Raw genomic sequence first — 21,594 nt, 5'->3', positions numbered from 1 at the left:
ATCGCCCGCGCCCTGGAGGAGCTGCGCCGCCAGCTCCTCGACCCGGCCCGCCCGCCGGCCGCCGCCCCCGCCCGCGGGCGCCGCCCCGGCACCGCGCTGCCGCTCGCGCTCTGCGCCGTCCTGGTGCTCGGCTGGTCCGGCCCGCTGCTGTTCCTCGGCGGCAACGACCCGACCGTACGGGTGCCCACCCAGGTCGTGGCCGGCCAGCGCGACCGCACCGACACCGCCGCCGACCGGGTCCGCCAGGCGCTCAACGAGGGCTACGCGGACCTGCGTTCACTCGCCCCCTCGCTCGCCGAGGCCTCCGTCGGCAAGGCCGAGGTCCTGCTGCGCGACACCCTCGCCGAGCACGACCGCTACCGCTCGCTCTACGTCCTCGGCGCCGACGGCGCGGTGCTGGCGCACGCCGGCGAGGCCCCGCACCGCACCGGCCCGGAGGCCCTCGGCCCGAGCGGCGTGCTGCTGCTCAACAGCTCCGGCAAGGAGCCCCGGATCGCCGCCCGCGCGGCCCTCGCCTCCGCCCCCGCCGACGCCGAGTCGGAGGGCGCCCCGGAGCCCAAGGGGCCGGTGCTGGTCGGCGAGTTCAAGACCGACTTCCTCGGCGGCCTGCTGGTCCGCCCCGGTCTCGGCCGGGTCTGGCTGGTCGACGACCGGCAGCGGGTGCTCGCCGCCAACGAGGGCTACACCTCCTTCGGGGACCTGCCGGACGGCCGGGCCCGGAAGGTCCTCACCGACGCCGGCAAGTCCGCCGCCGCCGACGTGCTCCGCGACGGCGGCGACCCGGCGCTGCTCGCCGCCGCCCCGCTCGGCGGCAACGGCAGCGTCGCCAAGCTCGGCTGGTCCGTGGTCACCGTCCACCCGGTGGCCTGGCTGCACCTCGACCAGAACCGGGCCGACCGGCGCGCGATCCTGGCCGGCATGCTCGGCCTGGCCGCCGCCGCGCTCTGCCTGGGCTGGCTGTACATCGCCGTCGGCCTGCCGCTGCGCCGGCTCGCCGCGAGCGCCGAGGCGCTGGCCGCCGGGGACCGCCGCACCGTGCTCTACCCCGTGCACCACGACGAGGTCGGCGCCGTCGCCCGCAGCCTGGAGCTGATCCGCCAGGAGCTGGTGCGCGCCGAACTCGCCGAGCGCGCCGTCCGCCGCACCCCCGCTTCCGCCCGCTGAGCCCCGCCCGAAGGACCGCCCGTGCTCTTCCTCTACGTCGTGCTGCTGACGTGCTGCACCGTGCTGCTGGTGGCCGGCATCGTCGAGCAGCGCCGGCACTTCACCGCCCTGGAGCAGATCCCGACCCGGGTCCTGGTGAACGGCATCCGCGGCAAGAGCTCGATCACCCGGCTGTGCGCGGGCGCGCTGCGCGGCGGCGGGCTGGTGACGGTCGCCAAGACCACCGGCACCGCCGCCCGGTTCATCCACCCGGACGCCACCGAGGAGCCGGTCTACCGCAAGTTCGGCATCGCCAACGTGGTGGAGCAGATCGGCATCGTCCGCCGCGCCGCCACCTACCGGCCGGACGCGCTGGTGATCGAGTGCATGGCCGTCATGCCGGCGCTCCAGGAGGTCAACCAGACCAAGCTGATCCGCTCCACCATCGGCGTGCTGTGCAACGTCCGCGAGGACCACCTGGCCGAGATGGGCCCGACCCTGGACGACGTCGCCCGCTCGCTGTCGCGCTCGATGCCGGTCGGCGGGGTGTGCGTCACCGCCGAGCAGGAGCGCGCGCACATCCTGCGCGAGGAGGCGGCCAGGCGGGACTGCCAGCTGATCGTGGTGGACCCGGAGACGGTCACCGACGAGGAGCTCCGCGGGTTCAGCTGGTTCACCTTCAAGGAGAACGTGGCGATCGCGCTCGCCGTCGCCGAACTCCTCGGCGTGGAGCGGCAGACCGCGCTGCGGGGCATGTGGGCGGCCCCGCCGGACCCGGGCGTGCTCTCGGTCGACCGCTACCGCACCGCGGACGGCAGACGGCTGCGCTTCGCCAACGTCTTCGCCGCCAACGACCCCGAGTCCACGCTGATGAACGTCCGCCAGCTGGAGGACCTCGGCGCGATCCACCGCCCGCTCAACGTGGTGATCAACTGCCGGCCCGACCGGGTCGAGCGCAACGGCCAGATGGGCCAGATCGTCCCGGACCTCGACCCGGACACGGTCTTCCTGATCGGTCACCCCACCAAGAGCGCCCGCGACGGCATCCCGGCCGACTGGTCGGGCCGGGTGGTCGACCTCGGCGGCGACAAGCGCGACCCGGAGCGGCTCACCGCCGAGCTGCTGGCCGAACTCGGGCCGGACTCCTCGCTGGTGGCCGTCGGCAACATCCACGGCCAGGGCGAGCTGTTCCTGGAGGAGCTCGCCCGGCTCGAACCCGACGAGGCCCCGGACGCGCCGGAGGCACCGGAGTACGCGTACCACGAGCCCGAACCGCTCTACCCGGAGCCGTACCCCGAGCCGGCACCGTACGCCGAGCCGGCACCGTACGCCGAGTCGGCCCCGTACGAGGCCCGGGCCCCGTACGCCCAGCAGGCCCCGTACGTCCAACAGGCGCCGTACGCCGAGCCGGTGTACCACCCCGAGCCGATCCCGGACTCCTGGTACGACCCCCACCACCGCACCACCGCCCCCTACGGAGACCAGCAGTGATCCCCACCGAGCTCACGCCCGAGATCGCCGCCATCGGCATCGCGCTCGGCCTGGTCTTCTCGCTGGTCTGCTACCTGACCACCAACCTCTCCCCCGGCGGCATGATCACCCCCGGCTGGCTGGCCCTCACCCTGGTCGAGTCCCTCCAGCGGGTCGCCATCGTGATCGGCGTGACGGTGCTGACCTACCTCGCCGTCCGGGTCGTCCAGAAGCTGGTGATCCTGTACGGCAAGCGGCTGTTCGCCGCCGTGGTGCTGATCGGCGTGCTGCTGCAGGCCACCGTGATGCTGGTGCTGCAGCGCGAGCTGCCCACCCTGTACGCCAACCAGACGCTCGGCTTCATCGTCCCCGGCCTGATCGCCTACCAGCTGGTCCGCCAGCCCCGGGCGGCCACCCTGATGGCCACCAGCACGGTGACGCTCGCCAACTACGTCGTCCTGACCGCCGGCGTCCTGCTCGGCGCCCTGCCCGGCACCTGACCCCGACGGGAACCCCCATGCCAGTGACCCGCAAGTCCCTGCTCAGCGGCGGCCTCGCCGTGACCCTGCTGGCCGCCAGCGGCTACCTCACCGTCCAGCTGCGGGACCGCGACCACCAGCCGGCGGCCGGCAGCAACGCGCCGCTGATCACCGCCACCGCCGCGCCGAGCCCCGCCGCGGACGCCGGCACCGCCCGGGCCGCCGCGCCCGACCGGTACCGCTACGAGCGGCTGGCCGGGCCGGACCGCACGGTGGTCCGGGACGCCCGCGGCGGCGTGGTCGCCACGCTGACCGACAACGCCCGCACCGCCGTCCTGGCCGGCCCCAGCCGCACCTTCGCCGAGCCGGGCACCACCACCGCCACCGTGGTGACCGACAGCTGGGTCCGGCTGATGCCGCAGCCCTGGAAGGCGGGCGCGGAGCAGGAGGGCTGGTTCCGCACCTGGTTCCAGCAGTCGCTCGGCTCCACCGCCGACGACGTCCTGGCGGCGGCCGTCCAGTACGTCGCCGGGGCACCCGCCGAGAAGGACGCCAAGGGGGTGCGTTTCAAGGGCGACGCCTCCTTCGGCCCGCTCAATCCCAACGGTTCGGCCGGCAACGACCTTCGGCTGGAGCAGACCGACTTCTTCGACTACCTCGGCGTCCCGTACACGTTCGCCGACAAGGTGACCCGGCAGCCCGACAAGACCCGCTACGGCGCCTTCGACTGCTCGGGCTTCGTCCGGATGGTCTACGGCTACCGCTCCGGCTACCCGCTGCTCTCCAAGGACGCCGCCGGCCCCGGGCTGCCGCGCACCGCCAACGGCCTGGCCCGGACGGGCCCCGGCGTCCCGGTGATCCCGCTGACCACCGCCGCCGGCTCGGACACCACCCTGCGCCCGTCCTCGATCGACCCGCTGCAACCCGGCGACCTGGTGTTCTTCGAGATCGACGCCCGCACCGGTGCCCGGCTCGACCACACCGGCATCTTCCTGGGCCTGGACACCGACGGCCACCCCCGGTACATCTCCAGCCGCGAGGAGGCGGACGGCCCGACCTTCGGCGACAAGGGCGGCACGGCGCGGCTCGACGACAACGGCATGTACGCGAAGGGGCTGCGCAGCGCGAAGCGGCTCTGAGGCCGCGCGCCGAGCCGTGCGCACCCACGAGCTGTGTAACCGTGCGGGTGTGGAAACCGGCCAGGGGACGGCCCCAAGTGCACCGCCGAGCTGTGCCTTCGGGGCATCCGGGTAACGATCCGGCATGCCGCGGCCGAATTTCTACGCGCGTAGCCGAAACCCGTCTATCCTCTGACCCGTGAACGCTTCTCCTCAGTCGGTCGTCTCCACCGACCCCTACGCCGCCGCCCAGGCCGCCGCCGAGCGCCTGCGCGAGCTGACCGGTGCCGAGCGGCACGACGTCGCCCTGGTGATGGGCTCCGGCTGGGTGCCGGCCGCCGACGCCCTGGGCGAGACCGTGGCCGAGTTCCCGGTCACCGACCTCCCGGGCTTCCCCGCCCCCGCCGTCGCCGGCCACGCCGGCAAGATCCGCTCGGTGAAGATCGGCGACAAGCGCGCCCTGATCTTCCTCGGCCGCAACCACTACTACGAGGGCCACGGCGTGGCCACCGTCGTCCACGGCGTGCGCACCGCCGCCGCGGCCGGCTGCGGCGTCATCGTGCTGACCAACGGCTGCGGCGGTCTGCGCCAGGGCTGGACCCCGGGACAGCCGGTGCTGATCAGCGACCACATCAACCTGACCGGTGACTCCCCGATCGTCGGCGCCAACTTCGTCGACCTCACCGACCTGTACTCCAAGCGCCTGCGCACCCTCTGCCACGAGGTCGACCCGACCCTGGACGAGGCCGTCTACGTGCAGTTCCGCGGCCCGCACTACGAGACCCCGGCCGAGGTCAACATGGCCCGGGTGATCGGCGGCGAGCTGGTCGGCATGTCCACCACCCTGGAGGCCATCGCCGCCCGCGAGGCCGGCTCCGAGGTCCTCGGCATCTCCCTGGTCACCAACCTGGCCGCCGGCATGACCGGCGAGCCGCTCAACCACGAAGAGGTGCTGGAGGCCGGCAAGGCCTCCGCCGAGCGCATGGGCGAGCTGCTGGCGAAGGTCCTTGAGCGGATCTGACACCCGCCGGGCGCAGAATGCATGAGTGACGGGGCCCACGGGCGGCGTGATCCGCTGATCACGCCCTCCCGTGGGCCCCGTCCGCGTGCGCGACCCCCGTCCGCGTGCGCGACCCCCGTCCTCGCGGAACCCTCCGGCCCCAGCGAACCCCCGGCCGACAACACCGACGCACTCCCCGATGGAGCAGGCATCATGACGCAGGCACCCACCACCGACCTCCTCGCCCGGGCCCGGACCTGGCTGGCCGAGGACCCCGACCCGCAGACCCGCGAGGAGCTCGCCGCCCTGCTGGCCCGCGCCGAGGGCCCGGAGGCCGAGACCGACAGCAAGCTCGCCTGGGCGGAGCTCGCCGACCGCTTCTCCGACCGGCTCCAGTTCGGCACCGCCGGCCTGCGCGGCGAGCTCGGCGCCGGCCCGATGCGGATGAACCGCGCCGTGGTGATCCGGGCCGCGGCCGGCCTGGTCTCGTACGTCCGGCAGCAGGGCCTGGGCGACCTGGTCGTCATCGGCTACGACGCCCGCCACAAGTCGTACGACTTCGCCCGCGACACCGCCGCCGTGGTGGTCGGCGCCGGCCTGCGCGCCGCGCTGCTGCCGCGCCCGCTGCCGACCCCGGTGCTCGCCTTCGCCGTCCGCCACCTGGGCGCGGCCGCCGGCGTCACCGTCACCGCCAGCCACAACCCGCCGCAGGACAACGGCTACAAGGTCTACCTGGGCGACGGCTCGCAGATCGTCCCGCCGGCCGACGCCGGGATCGCCGCCGAGATCGACGCGATCGGCTCGCTGGACGAGGTCCCGCGCGCCGAGGAGGGCTGGGAGGTGCTCGGCGAGGACGTCGTCGAGGCCTACCTGGCCCGGGCCGTCTCCATCGTCGACGAGCACGGCCCGCGCGACCTGGAGGTGGTCTACACCCCGATGCACGGCGTCGGCCGCGACACCCTGGTGGCCGCGTTCCGCCGGGCCGGCTTCCCCGCGCCCACCGTGGTCGCCGAGCAGGCCGAGCCCGACCCGGACTTCCCGACCGTGGCCTTCCCCAACCCGGAGGAGCCGGGGGCGATGGACCTCGCCTTCCGCACCGCCGCCACCGTCGGCCCGGACATCGTGATCGCCAACGACCCGGACGCCGACCGCTGCGCGGTGGCCGTCCCCGCCAACGGCAACGCGGCCGGCAGCGGCAGCGGCGCCGCGGGCTGGCGGATGCTGCGCGGCGACGAGGTCGGCGCGCTGCTCGGCTCGGCCCTGGTCGCGAAGAAGGCCGAGGGCACCTTCGCCACCACCATCGTCTCCGCCACCCTGCTCGGCCGGATCGCCGAGGCCGCGGGACTGGGCTACGCCGAGACGCTGACCGGCTTCAAGTGGATCTCCCGCGCCGAGGGCCTGCGCTACGGCTACGAGGAGGCGCTCGGCTACTGCGTCGACCCGCAGGGCGTCCGGGACAAGGACGGCATCACCGCCGCCCTGCTGGTCGCCGAGCTCGCCGCCACCCTCAAGAAGTCCGGCCGCACGCTGTCCGACCTGCTGGACGACCTGGCGCTGGAGCACGGCCTGCACGCCACCGACCAGCTCTCCGTCCGGGTCCAGGACCTGTCGCTGATCGCCGACGCCATGCGCCGCCTGCGCGAGCAGCCGCCGACCGTCCTGGCCGGCCTCCAGGTCACCCGCGCCGACGACCTGTCGGCCGGCTCCGCCGACCTGCCGCCCACCGACGGCCTGCGCTACTACCTGGACGGCGAGGGCGTCCGCTCCGCCCGCATCGTGGTCCGCCCGTCCGGCACCGAGCCCAAGCTCAAGTGCTACCTGGAGGTCGTCCTCCCGGTCGCCTCCGCCGCCGACCTCGCCGCCACCCGCGAGCGCGCCGCCGCCCTCCTCGCCACGATCAAGCAGGACCTCGCCCACGCCGCCGGCATCACCGCCTGACGCCCGCGCACCCGCGAAGGGGCCCGCCGGTCAGCGACCGGCGGGCCCCTTCGTACGAGTCCTCCCGTTCGCCTGCGCCCACGCCCCACGATCGTTAGCGTGGCAACCACAACCGTATCCAAGTGGGGGGTACTGGATGGGTGGATACATATCGGAGCCGGAGAGGCTTCCGGTGGCAGCAGGAAAGCTGGACGAGGGAGCGGACAAGCTCTCACAAGCCGACACGGGGTTCGGTGAATCAGCGGCAGCCGCGACCCGCCACAACGAATGGGCCGTAGGTGCGTCCCTCAGCGACTGCACCAGCCGGTGGTCCGCCGAGACCGGCAAGGTCACCGACGCGATGCGCAAGCTCGCCGAAGGACTTCGGACCACCGCGACCAACTACCACCGGCAGGAAGCCGCCGTCGCGGAACAACTGCGTACTGCACTGGCCCTTCTGGAGGGCAGGAGCTGATGCCTTCCGTCTACGCCCATGAGGAAGATCCGGACGGCCGCCGCAAGGTCGTCCAGCCGGACCACGAACGTCGCTTCGCCAAGCCGGTGACGCTGCAACAGATCCGGTCCTGCGGCCCTGAAGCGTTCCATCGAGCGGCGGAGGAGTGGGACAAGGTCGGGAGCGCCATGAGCGCGGCCCGTTTCCTCGCCGTGGATGTCCTCTCCACCCTCCAGGAAGGCTGGAGCGGCGATGCCGCAGACCTCGGACGGCGAGTACTCGCGGATCTGCTGGACGAGATGACGATCGCCGAGCAGGAGCTGGAGGCCGCCCGGCTGACCCTGGCCAGCACCGGTACAGGCCTGGCCCTCGCACGCCGATGGGTCGCCGAAGCAGACGATCTCGCACGCGCCAACGACCTCACGATCGAGGAAGACGGCGCCATCGGCTATCCCGCCTGGCTGAGTGGAAGCAATGACCCGGAGAGTGAGGGCGAGGCGCGCCGTCTGGCCACCGTCGCCGGGGACATCCGCAACCTGCTGAAAGGGGCCCTGACCTACGCCGCCGACGTCAGTGCCGCCGCCGGGCGAGAACTGGACCGCGTCAAGGATGCCGTGGACTACCGGCATCTGGACGACTGGACCAAGCGGGTGGTGAACGAGGACCTGGCAGCAGCGCGAGACCTGCCAAAAATCTTCGGCGGAGCAGGCGGGGTGCTGCTTCCACCTGATCCCTATGACCGGGGCGCGGGCGTCTACAACTCGGAGAGTCCGACCGACCGGGACCGCAAGCTCGCAGCCACCCTGGGAGCAGGAATCGCCGGCATGCCGTTCGCCGCCGGCGACACGAATGCCAGCGCCAACATGGCACACTTCCTCTCCGGCACCGGCGAGCCCCTCGGTCTGGACGTCGAGGACATGCTGAAGGACATCCCGGATTTCCAGGAGAGCGTGAACACCACGTTGAACGGAAACGTCCCCGGCTGGGAGGCCGAGGCCCTGGCGGAGTACCGGCGCACCGGCAAACCCGTCGCGCTGGTCCAGCAAACCGGTTGGCAGCCCATGTCCGCGACACCGGAGAGCAGTAAGGACTGGTTCTACGCGGTCGGCTCCTTCCACTACAACACCCAGGCGAAGATCGAGGTCAAGCCGACATCGCCGGGTGCTCCGCCAGAGGTGACCGTCACGTATCAGACCCACGTGCGCGACCGGTACAACTGGGACCACAAGAAGGGAACCGATGTGCCCGGCGTGGGGTACGTGACGGACGACGACATTCAACGCCTCCACAGAACCGGCCTGGCCCAGGAGTTCGACATGGGAGGAACCAGCAAGCCAAGGACCAGAAAGCTCTGACATGGGACCGGGCGAATCCGGAGGCGGACGACGGACGGGCAAACTCGTGGCCGTCTTTCTCTCGGCCTGTGCGGTGGTCATCGTGGGCTGCGTCTGGTGGGGTGCGGCCGCCCTGCTTCGGTCGGGACACCCGCCCGAGCGGGACGTCGATCGCGCCGAACGGATGGCGGGCCTCCATCACGAGCAGCATCCCGGGAAGGGCCGGTACTACATCCCGACGGACACCGTGATGTCCCACGCTCCCGACGGGTCGAAGGTCGCCTACCTGCACTACGCGCTGGACGGCGGCGACGACGTCAACGTCGACGACTTCCTGCGCACCTACGGCCTGGCGCGGCCCGGCGCCTCCGCACCGCTGCCGGAGGACCTGCGGGCGGCGCTGCCCGGTGAGGAGCCAGCCGAGGGCGCACGGGTGCCGGAGAAGCAGGTCGGGCGGCAGGTCTTCGTGGTGGAGAGCCCCTCCGCCGTCCTCGAGGGCGCGGCCGACATCTACGTCAGAGCCACCGGGACCTGAAGGGGCCCGCCGGTCAGCGACCGGCGGGCCCCTTCGCGTGCGTCGGTCAGACCGCGATGACGGTGACCAGGCCGATCAGGCCGATCAGGGCGGGGGCGATGATCCACCAGCACCAGCGGACCTCGACCGGGCCGGCCGCGCCGGGGCGGGCGGCGTTGCGCTCGGCCATCTCCTGGAGGACGGCGGTGACCTGGTCGGACCAGGCCCGGGTGGGGTCCGGCGAGCCCTGGACGACCGGGTTGGTGCGCTTGGCCATCCCCAGTCCCAGGCCGGTCCGGGAGGCGTGCTCGGCGGCGCTGGGGCGCTGCGCCCGGGCGGCCCGCTTGCGCTGCCGCAGCGACACCGGCACCGCCCAGACCTGGTACTTCTTCCCGCCCGCGAGCAGTTCGACCGAGTACCCCGCGCGCAGCGCGTCCACCGAGGCCCACGGCGCGACGACGGTCCGCCACGGGTTGCGCACCACCAGCCGGTCGCGGCCGGCCGTCACGGCCGGGCGCAGCGTGTACGCGATCACCGGGAAGGCGAACACCGGCACCGCCGCGAGCGCGACGTACGGGGTCTTCCCGGTCCCGCTCACCACGGCGTCGCCGATCAGCCAGGCCGCGACGGCCAGCAACAGCGCTCCGGAGATCACGCCGGGGACGGAGCGGTACACGCGGTCCGCGTACTCGGAGTCCCCCTCGGGGGCGGCGGGGCCCTGGTGGGGCTTGCCGTCGGAATCGGTCATGGCGTCGATTCTGCCCCATGCCCCTCACCCGGAGGTCTCGGTCCGGCCACGAATGGCAGGCGCCCTAGCGGCCCACTACGCGCGTAGATATGCTGGTCTGGTGACTATGTCCACTGTTGCAGCCAATGCCCTCGGCGTTGCGGGCAGCGGCCTTCAGGACGTTGCGGCGTCCGAGGCCTCCCTCCGCCGTTTCCTGCACGGCCTGCCCGGCGTCGACCAGGTCGGCCTGGAGGCGCGTGCCGCCGCTCTCGGTACCCGCTCGATCAAGACCACGGCGAAGGCGTACGCCATCGACCTGGCGATCTCGATGATCGACCTGACCACGCTGGAGGGCGCGGACACGGTCGGCAAGGTGCGCGCGCTGTGCGCCAAGGGCAGGACCCCCGACCCGTCCGACCCGACCACCCCGCGCGTCGCCGCCATCTGCGTCTACCCGGACATGGTCGCCACCGCGAAGGCCGCCCTGGCGGGCACCGACATCCAGGTCGCCTCGGTGGCCACCGCCTTCCCGGCCGGCCGCGCCGCCCTCCCGGTCAAGCTCGCCGACACCGCCGACGCGGTGGCCGCGGGCGCCGACGAGATCGACATGGTGATCGACCGCGGCGCCTTCCTCTCCGGCCGCTACCTCGACGTGTACCAGGAGATCGTGGCCGTCAAGGAGGCGTGCAAGCGCCCCGACGGCAGCTCCGCCCACCTCAAGGTGATCTTCGAGACCGGCGAGCTCCAGACCTACGACAACGTCCGCCGGGTCTCCTGGCTGGCGATGCTGGCCGGCGCGGACTTCATCAAGACCTCCACCGGCAAGGTCGCCGTCAACGCGACCCCGCCGGTCACCCTGCTGATGCTGGAGGCGGTCCGCGACTTCCGCGCGGCCACCGGCGTCCAGGTCGGCGTCAAGCCCGCCGGCGGCATCCGCACCACCAAGGACGCCATGAAGTACCTGGTGATGGTCAACGAGACCCTCGGCGACGACTGGCTGACCCCGCACTGGTTCCGCTTCGGCGCCTCCAGCCTGCTCAACGACCTGCTGATGCAGCGCCAGAAGCTGGCCACCGGCCGCTACTCCGGCCCCGACTACGTGACGGTGGACTGATCACCATGGCCAAGAAGAAGAACACCGAGGAGCCCGTGGCCAAGCCCGCCGGCGGCCTCTTCGCGTACGCCCCGGCCCCGGAGTCCCCGGCCGCCGCGGGCGACATCGCCACCTCCTACGGCCACTTCATCGGCGGCGAGTTCGTCGACTCCTCCGGCAACGAGGCCCTGAAGACGGTCAACCCGGCCACCGAGCAGGTGCTCGCCGAGTTCGCCCAGGGCACCGAGGAGGACGTGGACCGAGCGGTCGCCGCCGCCCGCAAGGCCTTCGCCGACTGGTCGGCGCTGCCCGGCAGCGAGCGCGCCAAGTACCTGTTCCGGATCGCCCGGATCATCCAGGAGCGCAGCCGCGAGCTGGCCGTGCTGGAGTCGATCGACAACGGCAAGCCGATCCGCGAGACCCGCGACGTCGACCTGCCGCTGGTCGCCGCGCACTTCTTCTACTACGCGGGCTGGGCCGACAAGCTGGACTACGCCGGCTTCGGCCCGAACCCGAAGCCGCTGGGCGTGGCCGGCCAGGTCATCCCGTGGAACTTCCCGCTGCTGATGCTGGCGTGGAAGATCGCGCCCGCGCTGGCGACCGGCAACACCGTCGTCCTGAAGCCGGCCGAGACCACCCCGCTGACGGCGCTGCGCTTCGCCGAGATCTGCCGCCAGGCCGGTCTGCCGAAGGGCGTCGTCAACATCGTCACCGGTGACGGCCGCACCGGCGCCGCGCTGACCGCCCACCCGGACGTCAACAAGGTCGCCTTCACCGGCTCCACCCCGGTCGGCCGGGCCATCGCCAAGCAGCTGGCCGGCACCCGCAAGAAGCTCTCGCTGGAGCTGGGCGGCAAGGCCGCGAACATCGTCTTCGACGACGCGCCGATCGACCAGGCGGTCGAGGGCATCGTCAACGGCATCTTCTTCAACCAGGGCCACGTCTGCTGCGCGGGCTCGCGCCTGCTGGTCCAGGAGTCGGTCCAGGACGAGGTGCTGGACGCCCTGAAGCGCCGGATGGCCACCCTTCGGGTCGGCGACCCGCTGGACAAGAACACCGACATCGGCGCCATCAACTCGGCCGAGCAGCTGGCCCGGATCACCGCGCTGACCGAGGCCGGCGAGGCCGAGGGCGCCGAGCGCTGGTCGCCGGCCTGCGAACTCCCGGGCACCGGCTTCTGGTTCAAGCCGACCCTGTTCACCGGCGTGAGCCAGGCCCACCGGATCGCCCAGGAGGAGATCTTCGGCCCGGTGCTCTCCGTCCTGACCTTCCGCACCCCCGCGGAGGCCGTGGAGAAGGCCAACAACACCCCGTACGGCCTCTCCGCCGGCATCTGGACGGAGAAGGGCTCGCGCATCCTGTGGATGGCGAACCAGCTCAAGGCCGGCGTGGTCTGGGCCAACACCTTCAACAAGTTCGACCCGACCTCGCCGTTCGGCGGCTACAAGGAGTCGGGTTACGGCCGCGAGGGTGGCCGCCACGGTCTGGAGGCCTATCTCGATGTCTGATGTCGCAACGCGTCTTGACGTCCTCAAGACCTACAAGCTGTACGTCGGCGGGAAGTTCCCGCGCTCCGAGAGCGGGCGGGTGTACGAGGTGACCGACTCCAAGGGCGAGTGGCTCGCCAACGCCCCGCTGGGCACCCGCAAGGACGCCCGGGACGCCGTCGTGGCCGCCCGCAAGGCGGTCAAGGGCTGGGCCGGCACCACCGCGTACAACCGCGGCCAGGTGCTGTACCGGGTGGCCGAGATGCTCCAGGGCCGGCGCGAGCAGTTCGCCGCCGAGGTGGCCGTCTCCGAGGGCATCGGCCCGAAGAAGTCCGCCGCGCTGGTGGACGCCGCGATCGACCGCTGGGTCTGGTACGCGGGCTGGACCGACAAGGTCGCCCAGATCGCGGGCGGCGCCAACCCGGTCGCCGGGCCGTACTTCAACCTCTCCACCCCGGAGCCGACCGGCGTGGTCGGGATCGTCGCCCCGCAGGCCGGGTACGGGCACTCGCTGCTCGGCCTGGTCTCGGTGATCGCCCCGGCGATCGCCACCGGCAACACGGTCGTGGTCGCGGCCGCCGCGGACGCCCCGCTGCCCGCGCTGTCGCTGGGCGAGGTGCTGGCCACCTCGGACGTCCCGGGCGGCGTGGTCAACATCATCTCGGGCCGGACCGCGGACATCGCCCCCACCCTGGCCTCGCACCAGGACGTCAACGCGCTGGACCTCACCGGGGCCATCGCCTCCGACGGTCCCGGCGCGGCGCAGTCCCTGGAGGCGGCCGCCGCGGATACCCTGAAGAGGGTGGTCCGTCCGGTGCTGGACCCGTTCGCCCAGGACTGGACCAATGCGCCCGGTACGGACCGGCTACTCTCGTTCCTGGAGACGAAGACGGTCTGGCACCCGATGGGGATCTGACCTCCGTCGCTCCGAGCGAACAACTCCACAGACTGGCCGTCCCCAGTGCCCTCACCCCCCCCAGGGCCCGGACGGTCATTGGACGGACCCGCGCCTCTCCCCCCCTGGCGCGGGTCCGTCGGCGTTCCGGCCGCCCTCCGCTGACGCTCCGTCGACTTTCGTCCCCCCGTACGGCCGACTTTCGACGCTCCCGCGCGCCCGTCCGGCCGGGCCAGAATCGGCGTGACGGAAACGATCAAGGGGGACGCATGGGCGAGTTCATCGGCGAGCTGATGGCGCTGTTCGCGGACGGCTTCTACCGCAGGTGGCACGTGGCCCGCACCACGCGGCGGCTGGCCGCGGGCCGCCCGGTCAAGGTGCCCTGCTCGACCCGGACCGAGCGGCAGCCCGGGTACGTCAACGGCAGCCTGCACATCACGCCCGGGGCCGCCACCGTGGCCCTCGTCACCCGCGACACCGGACGGCTCGACCTGCCCGCCGGCGGCACCTTCCACGAGCCCGAGCCCGACACCTGGCACAGCCAGGACTGGGCCGCCACCGCCTACCGGGCACCCGGCTCCGAGGAGCTGCTCTACCTCCAGGTGGACAGCCGCTACCTGCCGATGGTCCACGTCGCCCTGGCCGACCCGCAGGCGCAGCAGAAGGTCTGAACCGACCGGTTTCGGCAACCGGCCGGGATGCGTCAGACTGGTGTCCCGTGAGTGACTCCCCCATGAACCCCGCACCGACCGCGCATGCCCGGGTGATCCTGCTCTCCGGGCCCTCCGGGTCGGGGAAGTCCTCGCTCGCCGAGCGCAGCGGCCTGCCGGTGCTCCAGCTCGACGACTTCTACAAGGACGGGGACGACCCGACCCTGCCGCGGCTGCCGGACGGCGCCGTCGACTGGGACTCCCCGCTGGCCTGGCACCGCGACCAGGCCGTCGCCGCGATCCGCGCCCTGTACGAGCACGGCCGCGCGGACGTCCCGGTGTACTCGATCCCGGACAACGGCCGGGTCGGCACCCGCGGCCTGGAGCTGGACGGGGCGGGCGCGTTCATCGCCGAGGGCATCTTCGCCGCCGAGATCACCGCCGAGTGCGCCGACCAGGGCCTGCTCGGCGACGCCCTGTGCCTGCGCAACGGCGCGCTCACCACGGCCTGGCGCCGGCTGCGCCGGGACGTCCGGGAGGGGCGCAAGTCGCTGCCGGTGCTGCTGCGCCGGGGCCTGCGGCTGATGCGGGCCGAGCGGTCCATCGTCGGCCGGCAGGTCGCGCTCGGCTCGTACGCGTGCGCCGGCCCGGAGGCCGAGCGGCGGATCCGCGCCGCGGCCCGGACCACCGAGCTCTCCGCCGTCTGACCCCACCCTCCGCGGCCTGCCCCGCACCCTCCGCGGCCTGCCCCGCGGCGCGGCCCGGGACACGACGAAGGCCCGGTGCGTCTCCCCCGCACCGGGCCCTTCGCCTTCCCCGAACGATCCTCGGCTCCCCCACGGGCCCGCTCCCCCGAGCTGCCCCCGGACCGTGACCGTCCGCTTCCCGTCCCCCGACGGGAGTCCTGTTACGCGACCAGCTCGCCGAACGCCCGGACGGTGTCGCCCGACTTGTTCAGGTGCTCGTCCTCGCGCAGCCGGCGCAGGGCGCGCCAGATGCTGCTCTTGACCGTGCCGACGCTGATCCCCAGCACGTCGGCGATCTCCGGGTCGGTCTTGCCCTCGTAGTACCGCAGCACCAGCATGGTCCGCTGGTTCTCCGGCAGCTTCGCCAGCGCCTGCCAGAGCACGGTGCGCAGCTCGGTGCCGCCCATCGCGTCGGTGTCGCCGGCCGTCTCCGGCAGCTCCTCGGTCGGGTACTCGTTGACCTTGCGGCGCCGCCAGGCGGAGATGTGCAGGTTGGTCATGGTGCGGCGGAGGTACCCGCCGACCGCGGCCTTGTCGGTGATCCGGCCCCACGCCCGGTAGGTGCTGAAGAGCGCGCTCTGCAGCAGGTCCTCGGCCTCGTAGCGGTCACCGGTCAGGTGGTAGGCCGTGGCGTACAGGGAGGCGCGGCGCTCGCGCACGTACGCGGTGAACTCCGTGATGTGGTCCTCCGCGACGGCCGGGTGCTCCCCCTGCGCGCCTCCCTGTCCCGCCTCGGTGGTACGGGCCGCCGCGGGAGTCAGCCGCAGCAGCGTCGCACCGGCGGCCTCGCGACCGGTCGGCTCCCCCGAACCGACCGTCCGCAGACCGTTCCCCCCGGTCCCCCGGTTACCCCCCGGGGCGTCCTTGCCCTCGACGCGGACGGGGAGGATCCCCCGCAGCGTGAGGGTGTTGGCGGAGTCGGCCGAACTCCCCAGACGGCCGATCCCGTACAGCTCCCCCGTCCTGCCGCCGCCGCTCACCCGACGGGCGACAGGGTTTCCACCGGTGCTGTGCGCGCACCCCCGCACGGTCACGGCACCGGAGTTCTCGTCGGTCCTGACCTCGTACCGGGTCCGGTGCGACGCGGCTGACGAACGCGCGGTGCGGACAGCCGGGTTGGTCCGGGTCTGAAGCATGGCGTTCATCGTGCGCCCCCTGGGTCGGTACGAGCGGTTCCGGTAGCCGCCCTTCAGCCGGCCTCTCGGCCCGCTGTCCTGCGGCGACACGGAAAATCCTGCCCGCCGGTTGTGATGGCGCTGTCCGCCGACTGTCACAGGGGTGTCACAGGAGCGGGTCGAACGTCCCGGTCCGCTCCCCGCTGAACCCAGACGCCGGGAGCATCCGTTCCGGTTCCCGGCCGGAAGGCGATCGGTCCGGGGGGTGATTCACGGCTTCCGGTGGGCCAAAATGGGGCCGTGCCTTTCCTCCTACTGATCGAGGACGACGACGCCATCCGGACCGGCCTCGAACTCGCCCTCACCCGCCAGGGCCACCGCGTGGCCACCGCCGCCTCCGGTGAGGACGGTCTGCGTCTCTTCAAGGAGCAGCGGCCCGACCTGATCGTGCTGGACGTGATGCTGCCCGGGATCGACGGCTTCGAGGTGTGCCGCCGGATCCGCCGCACCGACCAGCTGCCGATCATCCTGCTCACCGCGCGCTCGGACGACATCGACGTGGTGGTGGGCCTGGAGTCCGGCGCGGACGACTACGTGGTGAAGCCGGTCCAGCCCCGCGTGCTGGACGCCCGGATCCGGGCGGTGCTGCGGCGCGGCGAGCGGGAGAGCTCGGACTCCTCGGCCTACGGCAGCGTGGTGATCGACCGCGCGGCGATGACCGTCACCAAGGACGGACAGGACCTCCAGCTCACTCCGACCGAGCTGCGGCTGCTGCTGGAGCTCAGCCGCCGCCCCGGCCAGGCGCTCTCCCGCCAGCAGCTGCTGCGGCTGGTCTGGGAGCACGACTACCTCGGCGACTCCCGCCTGGTGGACGCGTGCGTGCAGCGGCTGCGGGCCAAGGTCGAGGACGTGCCGTCCGCGCCGACGCTGATCCGCACCGTCCGCGGGGTGGGCTACCGGCTGGACCCGCCGGCCTGATCCCCACCGCCTCCGTCCGGCTCCTCCCACCCCTGAACTCCCGTATCACGACAGGCTCTTGTGACTGACCATCAGACGACTGCCCGGCGCTTCCAGACGGGCCGGTGGCGTCGGCTGCGCTCCCTGCGGGTGCGGCTGATCGCGGTGTTCGCGGCCGTCGCGCTGCTCGCCGCCGTCTCGGCCTCCGGCATCGCGTACTGGCTGAACCGCGACGCGGTGCTCAAGCGCGCCCAGGACACCGCGCTGAACGACTTCCGGGTGTCGCTCACCCGCAACGTCTCCGAGCTGCCGCTGAACGCGAGCTGCCCGGAGCTGGCGGCACTGGCGTCCAGCGTGGCCAGCTCCGGCCTGAGTTACGACGTCGTGGTGGTCGACCAGGCGCACCCGGAGTGCTCGGCCTCCTCCGATCCGGCGCACTTCACGCTGGCCGACGTCCCGACCGCGCTGCAGTCCACCGTCGCCAGGCCGCGCGAGGTCACCGAGAACAACCCGTACCCGTACCACCTGTACTGGCAGCGGCAGAACCTGGAGGGCCGGCCGTTCGTGATCGGCGGCACCAAGGTGGTGCCCGACGGCCCGACGGCGTACATGTTCAAGTCACTGGAGAACGAGCGGGCCGACCTCAACACGCTGGGCTGGTCGCTGGCCATCGCCACGCTGCTCGCGCTGATCGGCTCGGCGCTGCTCGCCCAGGCCGCCTCGGCGACCGTGCTGCGGCCGGTCAAGCGGCTCGGGGACGCCGCCCGGCGGCTCGGCGAGGGGCACCTGGACACCCGGCTGGAGGTCGAGGGCTCGGACGAACTCGCCGACCTGGCACGGACCTTCAACCGGGCCGCGGAGTCGCTGCACGAGCAGGTCGAGGAGCTGAGCGCGCGCGAGGCGCAGAGCCGACGGTTCGTCGCCGACATGTCGCACGAGCTGCGCACCCCGCTGACCGCGATGACCGCCGTGACCGACATCCTGGAGGACGAGGCCGAGTCGCTGGACCCGATGATCGAGCCGGCCGTCCGGCTCGTGGTCAGCGAGACCCGGCGGCTGTCCGACCTGGTGGAGAACCTGATGGAGGTGACCCGCTTCGACGCCGGCACCGCCAAGCTGGTCGCCGACGAGGTGGACGTCGCCGACCTGATCATGTCCTGCATCGACGGGCGGGCCTGGTACGACGCGGTCGAGCTGGACGCCCCGCGCGGCATCCTGGCCGTGGTCGACCCGCGCCGGCTCGACGTGGTCTTCGCCAACCTGATCGGCAACGCGCTGAAGCACGGCGGCTCGCCGGTGCGGGTCAAGGTCCGGCAGGACGGGGAGTCGGTCGTGGTGGAGGTCTCCGACAGCGGCCCGGGCATCCCGGAGGACGTGCTGCCGCACGTCTTCGACCGCTTCTACAAGGCCGACCGGGGGCGGGCGCGCTCGGAAGGCAGCGGTCTCGGGCTGTCGATCGCGATGGCCAACGCGCGGATACACGGGGGAACGATCACGGCGGCGAACGGGGAGGTCGGCGCGGTGTTCACCCTGACCCTGCCGCTGGCTCCGCCGCCTCCGCCGTCCGCGGGCGAGGCCGAGGGCGGCCCCGCCGGCGACGCCGCCGAGGACAAGGACGCCACGTGACCACCCCCACCGACACCGCCGCCCCCCGCACCGTCCTGCGCCGCGGCGCCGGCGTGCTGCTGCTGATCGCGCTGGCCTCCGGCTGCGGCATCCGGCCGACCGCCGTACCGGTCGACGCCGGCGCGCCCGCCAGCCGGACGGCCTGCCCGACCACGCCGCACATACCGGCGGCCCTGGCCACCCCGCCGGGACCGGCCCCGGCCACCACCCCGGCCCGCGGCACCAAGGCGGCCGCGAGCCCGAGCCCGTCGCCCACCCCGGTGGCGCCGGGCAGCCCGCCGCCGGACAACGTGTTCGGCGCGGTGCCGACGGGCTCGCCCTGCCGGTAGGCCGCCGGGTCGGGTCGTCGGGAAGGACCGGCGGGGAGGCGCAGGGGCGGGAAGGGGGACGGAAGGGGCGGCCGGGCCTTCGGGGGGGCGCGTTCTGGAATGTTCACGCCCGGGGTGGAACCGACGTGACGTCGGCCCACGTCCTTCCCCCCGTGCAGCGAGATGGCACCAGGACACGCGATGAGCGTTCCGGCGCGGGGACCGAGAGCAGCCCGGCGGCGGCCGTCCACCGTCCCCTCCGGTTGGCCGGGCTGGTGGGTCTCACCGGCCACCTGACCTTGGTGCTCTGGCTGGTGCTGAGACCGCTGCCGGTGGCCTGGGTGTACGACGCCAACCTGACGCCGCTCGCCTCGCTCCGCTCCTCCAGCGGCTGGCAGGTGGTCGGCGAGCTGCTGCTGCTGGCCCCGCTCGGGGTGCTGCTGCCGCTGGCCGGCGGCCGGCTCCGGGCCCCCTGGCTGCCGTCCTTCCTGCGCACCACCGGCGTCTCCGCGCTGCTGGCGACCGCGCTGGAGTTCCTCTCCTCCTGGGCGCCCGGGCACGTCCTCAACGTGGACCACATCCTGCTCGCCGTGGTCGGCGTGGCCGTCTCCCACCTCGCACTCGTCCCCGGCCTGCGGCACCTGCTGCGGGACCGCCGGGCCCGGGCGCCCCGGCTGGCGGCGCTCGCCGCGCCGCCCGTGGCCGCCGTCACCGCTGTCACCGCCGCCACGGCCGCCTCCGTCGCCGCCGTCGCACCCGCCGCCCGCCGGCGCGCCTACGCCGAGCCGACGCCGCCGGCCGGCTGAGCCGGTCCCCGGGCCCGACCACCGGGCTCCCGACCACCCGGGTGCCGACCACCCGGGCCCCGACCGCTCAGTTCTCGACCGCTCAGTTCTCGACCGCTCGGTCCTCGACCACCCGGCCGCCGACCTCGACCAGCCCGCCCGGCCGCGGCCCGGCCAGCAGCTGCGAGCCCAGGCCCTGGGTGATCGTCAGCGCCCGGCCGAGGTGCGCGGCCAGCAGCAGGGCGGCCGCACCGGTCGCCTCGTCCTCGTCGATCCCGTCGCCCCGCCCGGGGAAGGCCCGGGCCCGTACGGTGCCGGCCGGCTCGTCCTGCCAGGCCCAGGCGTAGACCCACTCCCCCGGCGGCGGCACCTCCAGCGCCTCCACCTCGGCCACCGACCCGTACTGCCGCAGCGTGCGCCCCGGCGCCCACTCCGGGCGGGCCTCGATCCGGGTCAGCCCGCCCTCGCGCCGCACGGCCACCTCACCGGCGGCCGTGACCAGCCGGTCCACTCCCAGCAGCCAGGCGGCGCCCACGCACGGGTGGCCGGCGAACGGCAGGCGCACCGACGGGGTGTAGATGTCGATCGCCCCGCGCTCCGGATCGTCGACGAACACCGTCTCGCTGAAGCCGAGTTCGCGCGCGATCCGCTGCCGGCCCGCCCGCTCCGGCACGGCGGCGCCGTCGCGCACCACGCCGAGCGCGTTGCCGTGGCTCCCGTCGGGCCCGCAAAAGACCCTCAGCACCTCATAATCGGCCATTTCCCCGCCCTCTCGAATCCCGCTCCGGCAGAGCGCAATGACACCGTGACAGAAAGGCGGCGACGAATGTCGGCCGCCTCCAGTACTGTGCGCTCTCGTCCCCGAACGGTACCCGCCGTTTTTTCTTCCCTCCCAGGAAACCGCCTTGAACAATCTCGACTTCAGCGCCGACCCGCTCTTCTCCTGGTACGTGGTGGCGCTGGCGCTCAGCGGCGCCATCCTGACGGTCTTCGGAGCCGTCGCCGGCCGGATGAAGGCCGGTATGCGCGTCCTCAACATCGTCATCGGCCTCGGGTTCCTGGGGTACGCCTACTACCTGGCGTTCGTCTACGACGGCGTCACGTACACCATCTTCTACAAGGTGTTCATCCTGCCGGTCCTGATGATCATCGCCTCGGTGAAGGCGCTGGTGGAACGCAGCAACGCCAAGCAGCAGCAGGCCGCCCAGGCGGCCGCCGCGTTCGACCCGAACGCGCCGCAGGCGCCGTTCAACCCGAACGCCCAGTTCAACCCCAACGCCCCGCAGGCCCCGTACAACCCGAACGCCCCGCAGGCCCCGTACGCCCCGCAGCCGGGCGCGCCCGTCCCGCCGCCGGCCGGCGCCCCCGTCCCGCCGCAGGGCGCCGCGCCGTACCAGCCGGGCCTCCCGCCGCAGCCGGTGGCGGACAACCCGTACGCGCAGCCGCAGCCGCCGCGGCACCCGGCCGGCTGACCGCGCTGCACCCCGCGTCCGGACGCCGGAAGGCCCGGCCGTCGCCCGCCACCGAGCGGGACGGCCGGGCCTTCCGGCGTCTCCGGGGTCAGCGCCCGGTACCGCCCCGCACCCGGTTGCGGCGCCGCGCCACCACCAAGGTGCCGAGGCCGAGGGCGATCGCGACCACCCCGGTGACCGCCAGCGGCTCCGCGGCCGTGCCCCCGCCGGTGGAGGCGAGCCCGGGCCCGGCGGCCGGTGCCACGACGACGACCGGCGGCGGGCCGCCCCCCGCCGGGCTCGGCGCCGCCGAGGGGGCCGCCGC

Annotated in this window: 23 protein-coding genes; 19 read left to right on the top strand and 4 right to left on the bottom strand. The window is 73.3% G+C overall.

Annotated features, from left to right (window positions below; all coding sequences use genetic code 11):
- The 9 genes from ABZW03_RS16025 to ABZW03_RS15985 form a co-directional block, all read left to right on the top strand.
- A partial coding sequence (locus ABZW03_RS16025) for a cache domain-containing protein (protein WP_355257570.1) occupies positions 1-1,164 on the top strand: 1,164 nt, incomplete at its 5' end.
- 21 nt (positions 1,165-1,185) lie between these two features.
- Positions 1,186-2,634 (top strand): poly-gamma-glutamate synthase PgsB, encoded by a 1,449-nt coding sequence (pgsB, locus tag ABZW03_RS16020; RefSeq protein ID WP_355257567.1) that lies wholly within the window; start codon positions 1,186-1,188, stop codon positions 2,632-2,634.
- On the top strand, positions 2,631-3,113 hold the full coding sequence (locus ABZW03_RS16015; protein ID WP_355257564.1) for a poly-gamma-glutamate biosynthesis protein PgsC/CapC: 483 nt from the start codon (positions 2,631-2,633) through the stop codon (positions 3,111-3,113). The genes pgsB and ABZW03_RS16015 overlap by 4 nt, the downstream gene beginning before the upstream one ends.
- Positions 3,114-3,130: 17 nt before the next feature.
- Complete coding sequence (locus tag ABZW03_RS16010) at positions 3,131-4,231, top strand: NlpC/P60 family protein (protein ID WP_355257561.1); 1,101 nt, start codon at positions 3,131-3,133, stop codon at positions 4,229-4,231.
- 178 nt (positions 4,232-4,409) lie between these two features.
- Positions 4,410-5,231 carry a purine-nucleoside phosphorylase gene (locus tag ABZW03_RS16005; RefSeq protein WP_355257558.1) on the top strand — a complete coding sequence of 274 codons (822 nt, stop codon included), beginning with the start codon at positions 4,410-4,412 and terminating at the stop codon, positions 5,229-5,231.
- A 192-nt stretch (positions 5,232-5,423) separates the two neighbouring features.
- Positions 5,424-7,148 carry a phospho-sugar mutase gene (locus ABZW03_RS16000; RefSeq protein WP_355257555.1) on the top strand — a complete coding sequence of 575 codons (1,725 nt, stop codon included), beginning with the start codon at positions 5,424-5,426 and terminating at the stop codon, positions 7,146-7,148.
- Between the two features lie 136 nt (positions 7,149-7,284).
- Positions 7,285-7,602 (top strand): type VII secretion target, encoded by a 318-nt coding sequence (locus ABZW03_RS15995; RefSeq protein ID WP_355257553.1) that lies wholly within the window; start codon positions 7,285-7,287, stop codon positions 7,600-7,602.
- Positions 7,602-8,936, top strand: coding sequence for a hypothetical protein (locus tag ABZW03_RS15990; protein ID WP_355257550.1), 1,335 nt, complete (start codon positions 7,602-7,604; stop codon positions 8,934-8,936). The genes ABZW03_RS15995 and ABZW03_RS15990 overlap by 1 nt, the downstream gene beginning before the upstream one ends.
- 46 nt (positions 8,937-8,982) lie before the next feature.
- The gene (locus tag ABZW03_RS15985; RefSeq protein WP_355257547.1) at positions 8,983-9,450 is read left to right on the top strand and encodes a hypothetical protein; all 468 of its coding nucleotides are present in this window, start codon (positions 8,983-8,985) and stop codon (positions 9,448-9,450) included.
- Positions 9,451-9,496: 46 nt separating this feature from the next.
- Here the strand turns inward: ABZW03_RS15985 and ABZW03_RS15980 are convergent, their stop codons facing one another.
- Positions 9,497-10,177 (bottom strand): PH domain-containing protein, encoded by a 681-nt coding sequence (locus tag ABZW03_RS15980; RefSeq protein ID WP_355257544.1) that lies wholly within the window; start codon positions 10,175-10,177, stop codon positions 9,497-9,499.
- Positions 10,178-10,283: 106 nt separating this feature from the next.
- Between ABZW03_RS15980 and deoC the strand changes: the two genes are divergently transcribed.
- The 5 genes from deoC to ABZW03_RS15955 all read left to right on the top strand — a co-directional run bounded on the left by deoC (position 10,284) and on the right by ABZW03_RS15955 (position 14,988).
- Positions 10,284-11,270, top strand: coding sequence for a deoxyribose-phosphate aldolase (gene deoC, locus ABZW03_RS15975; RefSeq protein WP_355257541.1), 987 nt, complete (start codon positions 10,284-10,286; stop codon positions 11,268-11,270).
- A 5-nt stretch (positions 11,271-11,275) separates the two neighbouring features.
- Entirely contained in the window at positions 11,276-12,757 is a 1,482-nt protein-coding gene (locus tag ABZW03_RS15970; RefSeq protein WP_355257538.1) for an aldehyde dehydrogenase family protein, read from the top strand.
- Complete coding sequence (locus ABZW03_RS15965) at positions 12,750-13,652, top strand: aldehyde dehydrogenase family protein (protein WP_355257535.1); 903 nt, start codon at positions 12,750-12,752, stop codon at positions 13,650-13,652. The genes ABZW03_RS15970 and ABZW03_RS15965 overlap by 8 nt, the downstream gene beginning before the upstream one ends.
- Positions 13,653-13,900: 248 nt before the next feature.
- Complete coding sequence (locus ABZW03_RS15960) at positions 13,901-14,302, top strand: hypothetical protein (RefSeq protein ID WP_355257532.1); 402 nt, start codon at positions 13,901-13,903, stop codon at positions 14,300-14,302.
- 62 nt (positions 14,303-14,364) lie between these two features.
- Complete coding sequence (locus tag ABZW03_RS15955; RefSeq protein WP_355257576.1) at positions 14,365-14,988, top strand: ATP-binding protein; 624 nt, start codon at positions 14,365-14,367, stop codon at positions 14,986-14,988.
- 200 nt (positions 14,989-15,188) lie between these two features.
- Here ABZW03_RS15955 and ABZW03_RS15950 read toward each other — a convergent pair whose 3' ends face one another.
- Complete coding sequence (locus ABZW03_RS15950) at positions 15,189-15,851, bottom strand: SigE family RNA polymerase sigma factor (protein WP_355257573.1); 663 nt, start codon at positions 15,849-15,851, stop codon at positions 15,189-15,191.
- Between the two features lie 591 nt (positions 15,852-16,442).
- Here ABZW03_RS15950 and ABZW03_RS15945 point away from each other — a divergent pair.
- The 4 genes from ABZW03_RS15945 to ABZW03_RS15930 all read left to right on the top strand — a co-directional run bounded on the left by ABZW03_RS15945 (position 16,443) and on the right by ABZW03_RS15930 (position 19,839).
- On the top strand, positions 16,443-17,120 hold the full coding sequence (locus ABZW03_RS15945; protein ID WP_030257458.1) for a response regulator transcription factor: 678 nt from the start codon (positions 16,443-16,445) through the stop codon (positions 17,118-17,120).
- Positions 17,121-17,180: 60 nt separating this feature from the next.
- Positions 17,181-18,725 (top strand): HAMP domain-containing sensor histidine kinase, encoded by a 1,545-nt coding sequence (locus tag ABZW03_RS15940; protein WP_355257530.1) that lies wholly within the window; start codon positions 17,181-17,183, stop codon positions 18,723-18,725.
- Positions 18,722-19,054 carry a hypothetical protein gene (locus ABZW03_RS15935; RefSeq protein WP_355257527.1) on the top strand — a complete coding sequence of 111 codons (333 nt, stop codon included), beginning with the start codon at positions 18,722-18,724 and terminating at the stop codon, positions 19,052-19,054. Before ABZW03_RS15940 ends, ABZW03_RS15935 begins: the two co-directional genes overlap by 4 nt.
- A gap of 242 nt (positions 19,055-19,296) precedes the next feature.
- Complete coding sequence (locus ABZW03_RS15930) at positions 19,297-19,839, top strand: VanZ family protein (protein ID WP_355257524.1); 543 nt, start codon at positions 19,297-19,299, stop codon at positions 19,837-19,839.
- Between the two features lie 82 nt (positions 19,840-19,921).
- Here the strand turns inward: ABZW03_RS15930 and ABZW03_RS15925 are convergent, their stop codons facing one another.
- Positions 19,922-20,578 (bottom strand): PhzF family phenazine biosynthesis protein, encoded by a 657-nt coding sequence (locus ABZW03_RS15925; RefSeq protein ID WP_355257521.1) that lies wholly within the window; start codon positions 20,576-20,578, stop codon positions 19,922-19,924.
- A 145-nt stretch (positions 20,579-20,723) separates the two neighbouring features.
- Here ABZW03_RS15925 and ABZW03_RS15920 point away from each other — a divergent pair, with 145 nt between their 5' ends.
- Complete coding sequence (locus ABZW03_RS15920; protein WP_355257518.1) at positions 20,724-21,290, top strand: hypothetical protein; 567 nt, start codon at positions 20,724-20,726, stop codon at positions 21,288-21,290.
- 88 nt (positions 21,291-21,378) lie between these two features.
- Here ABZW03_RS15920 and ABZW03_RS15915 read toward each other — a convergent pair.
- The coding region (locus tag ABZW03_RS15915; protein ID WP_355257515.1) for an LPXTG cell wall anchor domain-containing protein at positions 21,379-21,594 on the bottom strand (216 nt) is incomplete at its 5' end.

The sequence above is a fragment of the Kitasatospora sp. NPDC004799 genome (assembly GCF_040609095.1).
Classification (GTDB): Bacteria; Actinomycetota; Actinomycetes; order Streptomycetales; family Streptomycetaceae; genus Kitasatospora.
Note: the sequence above shows the minus strand (reverse complement) of the source record. Positions and strands in the feature narration are given on the sequence as shown.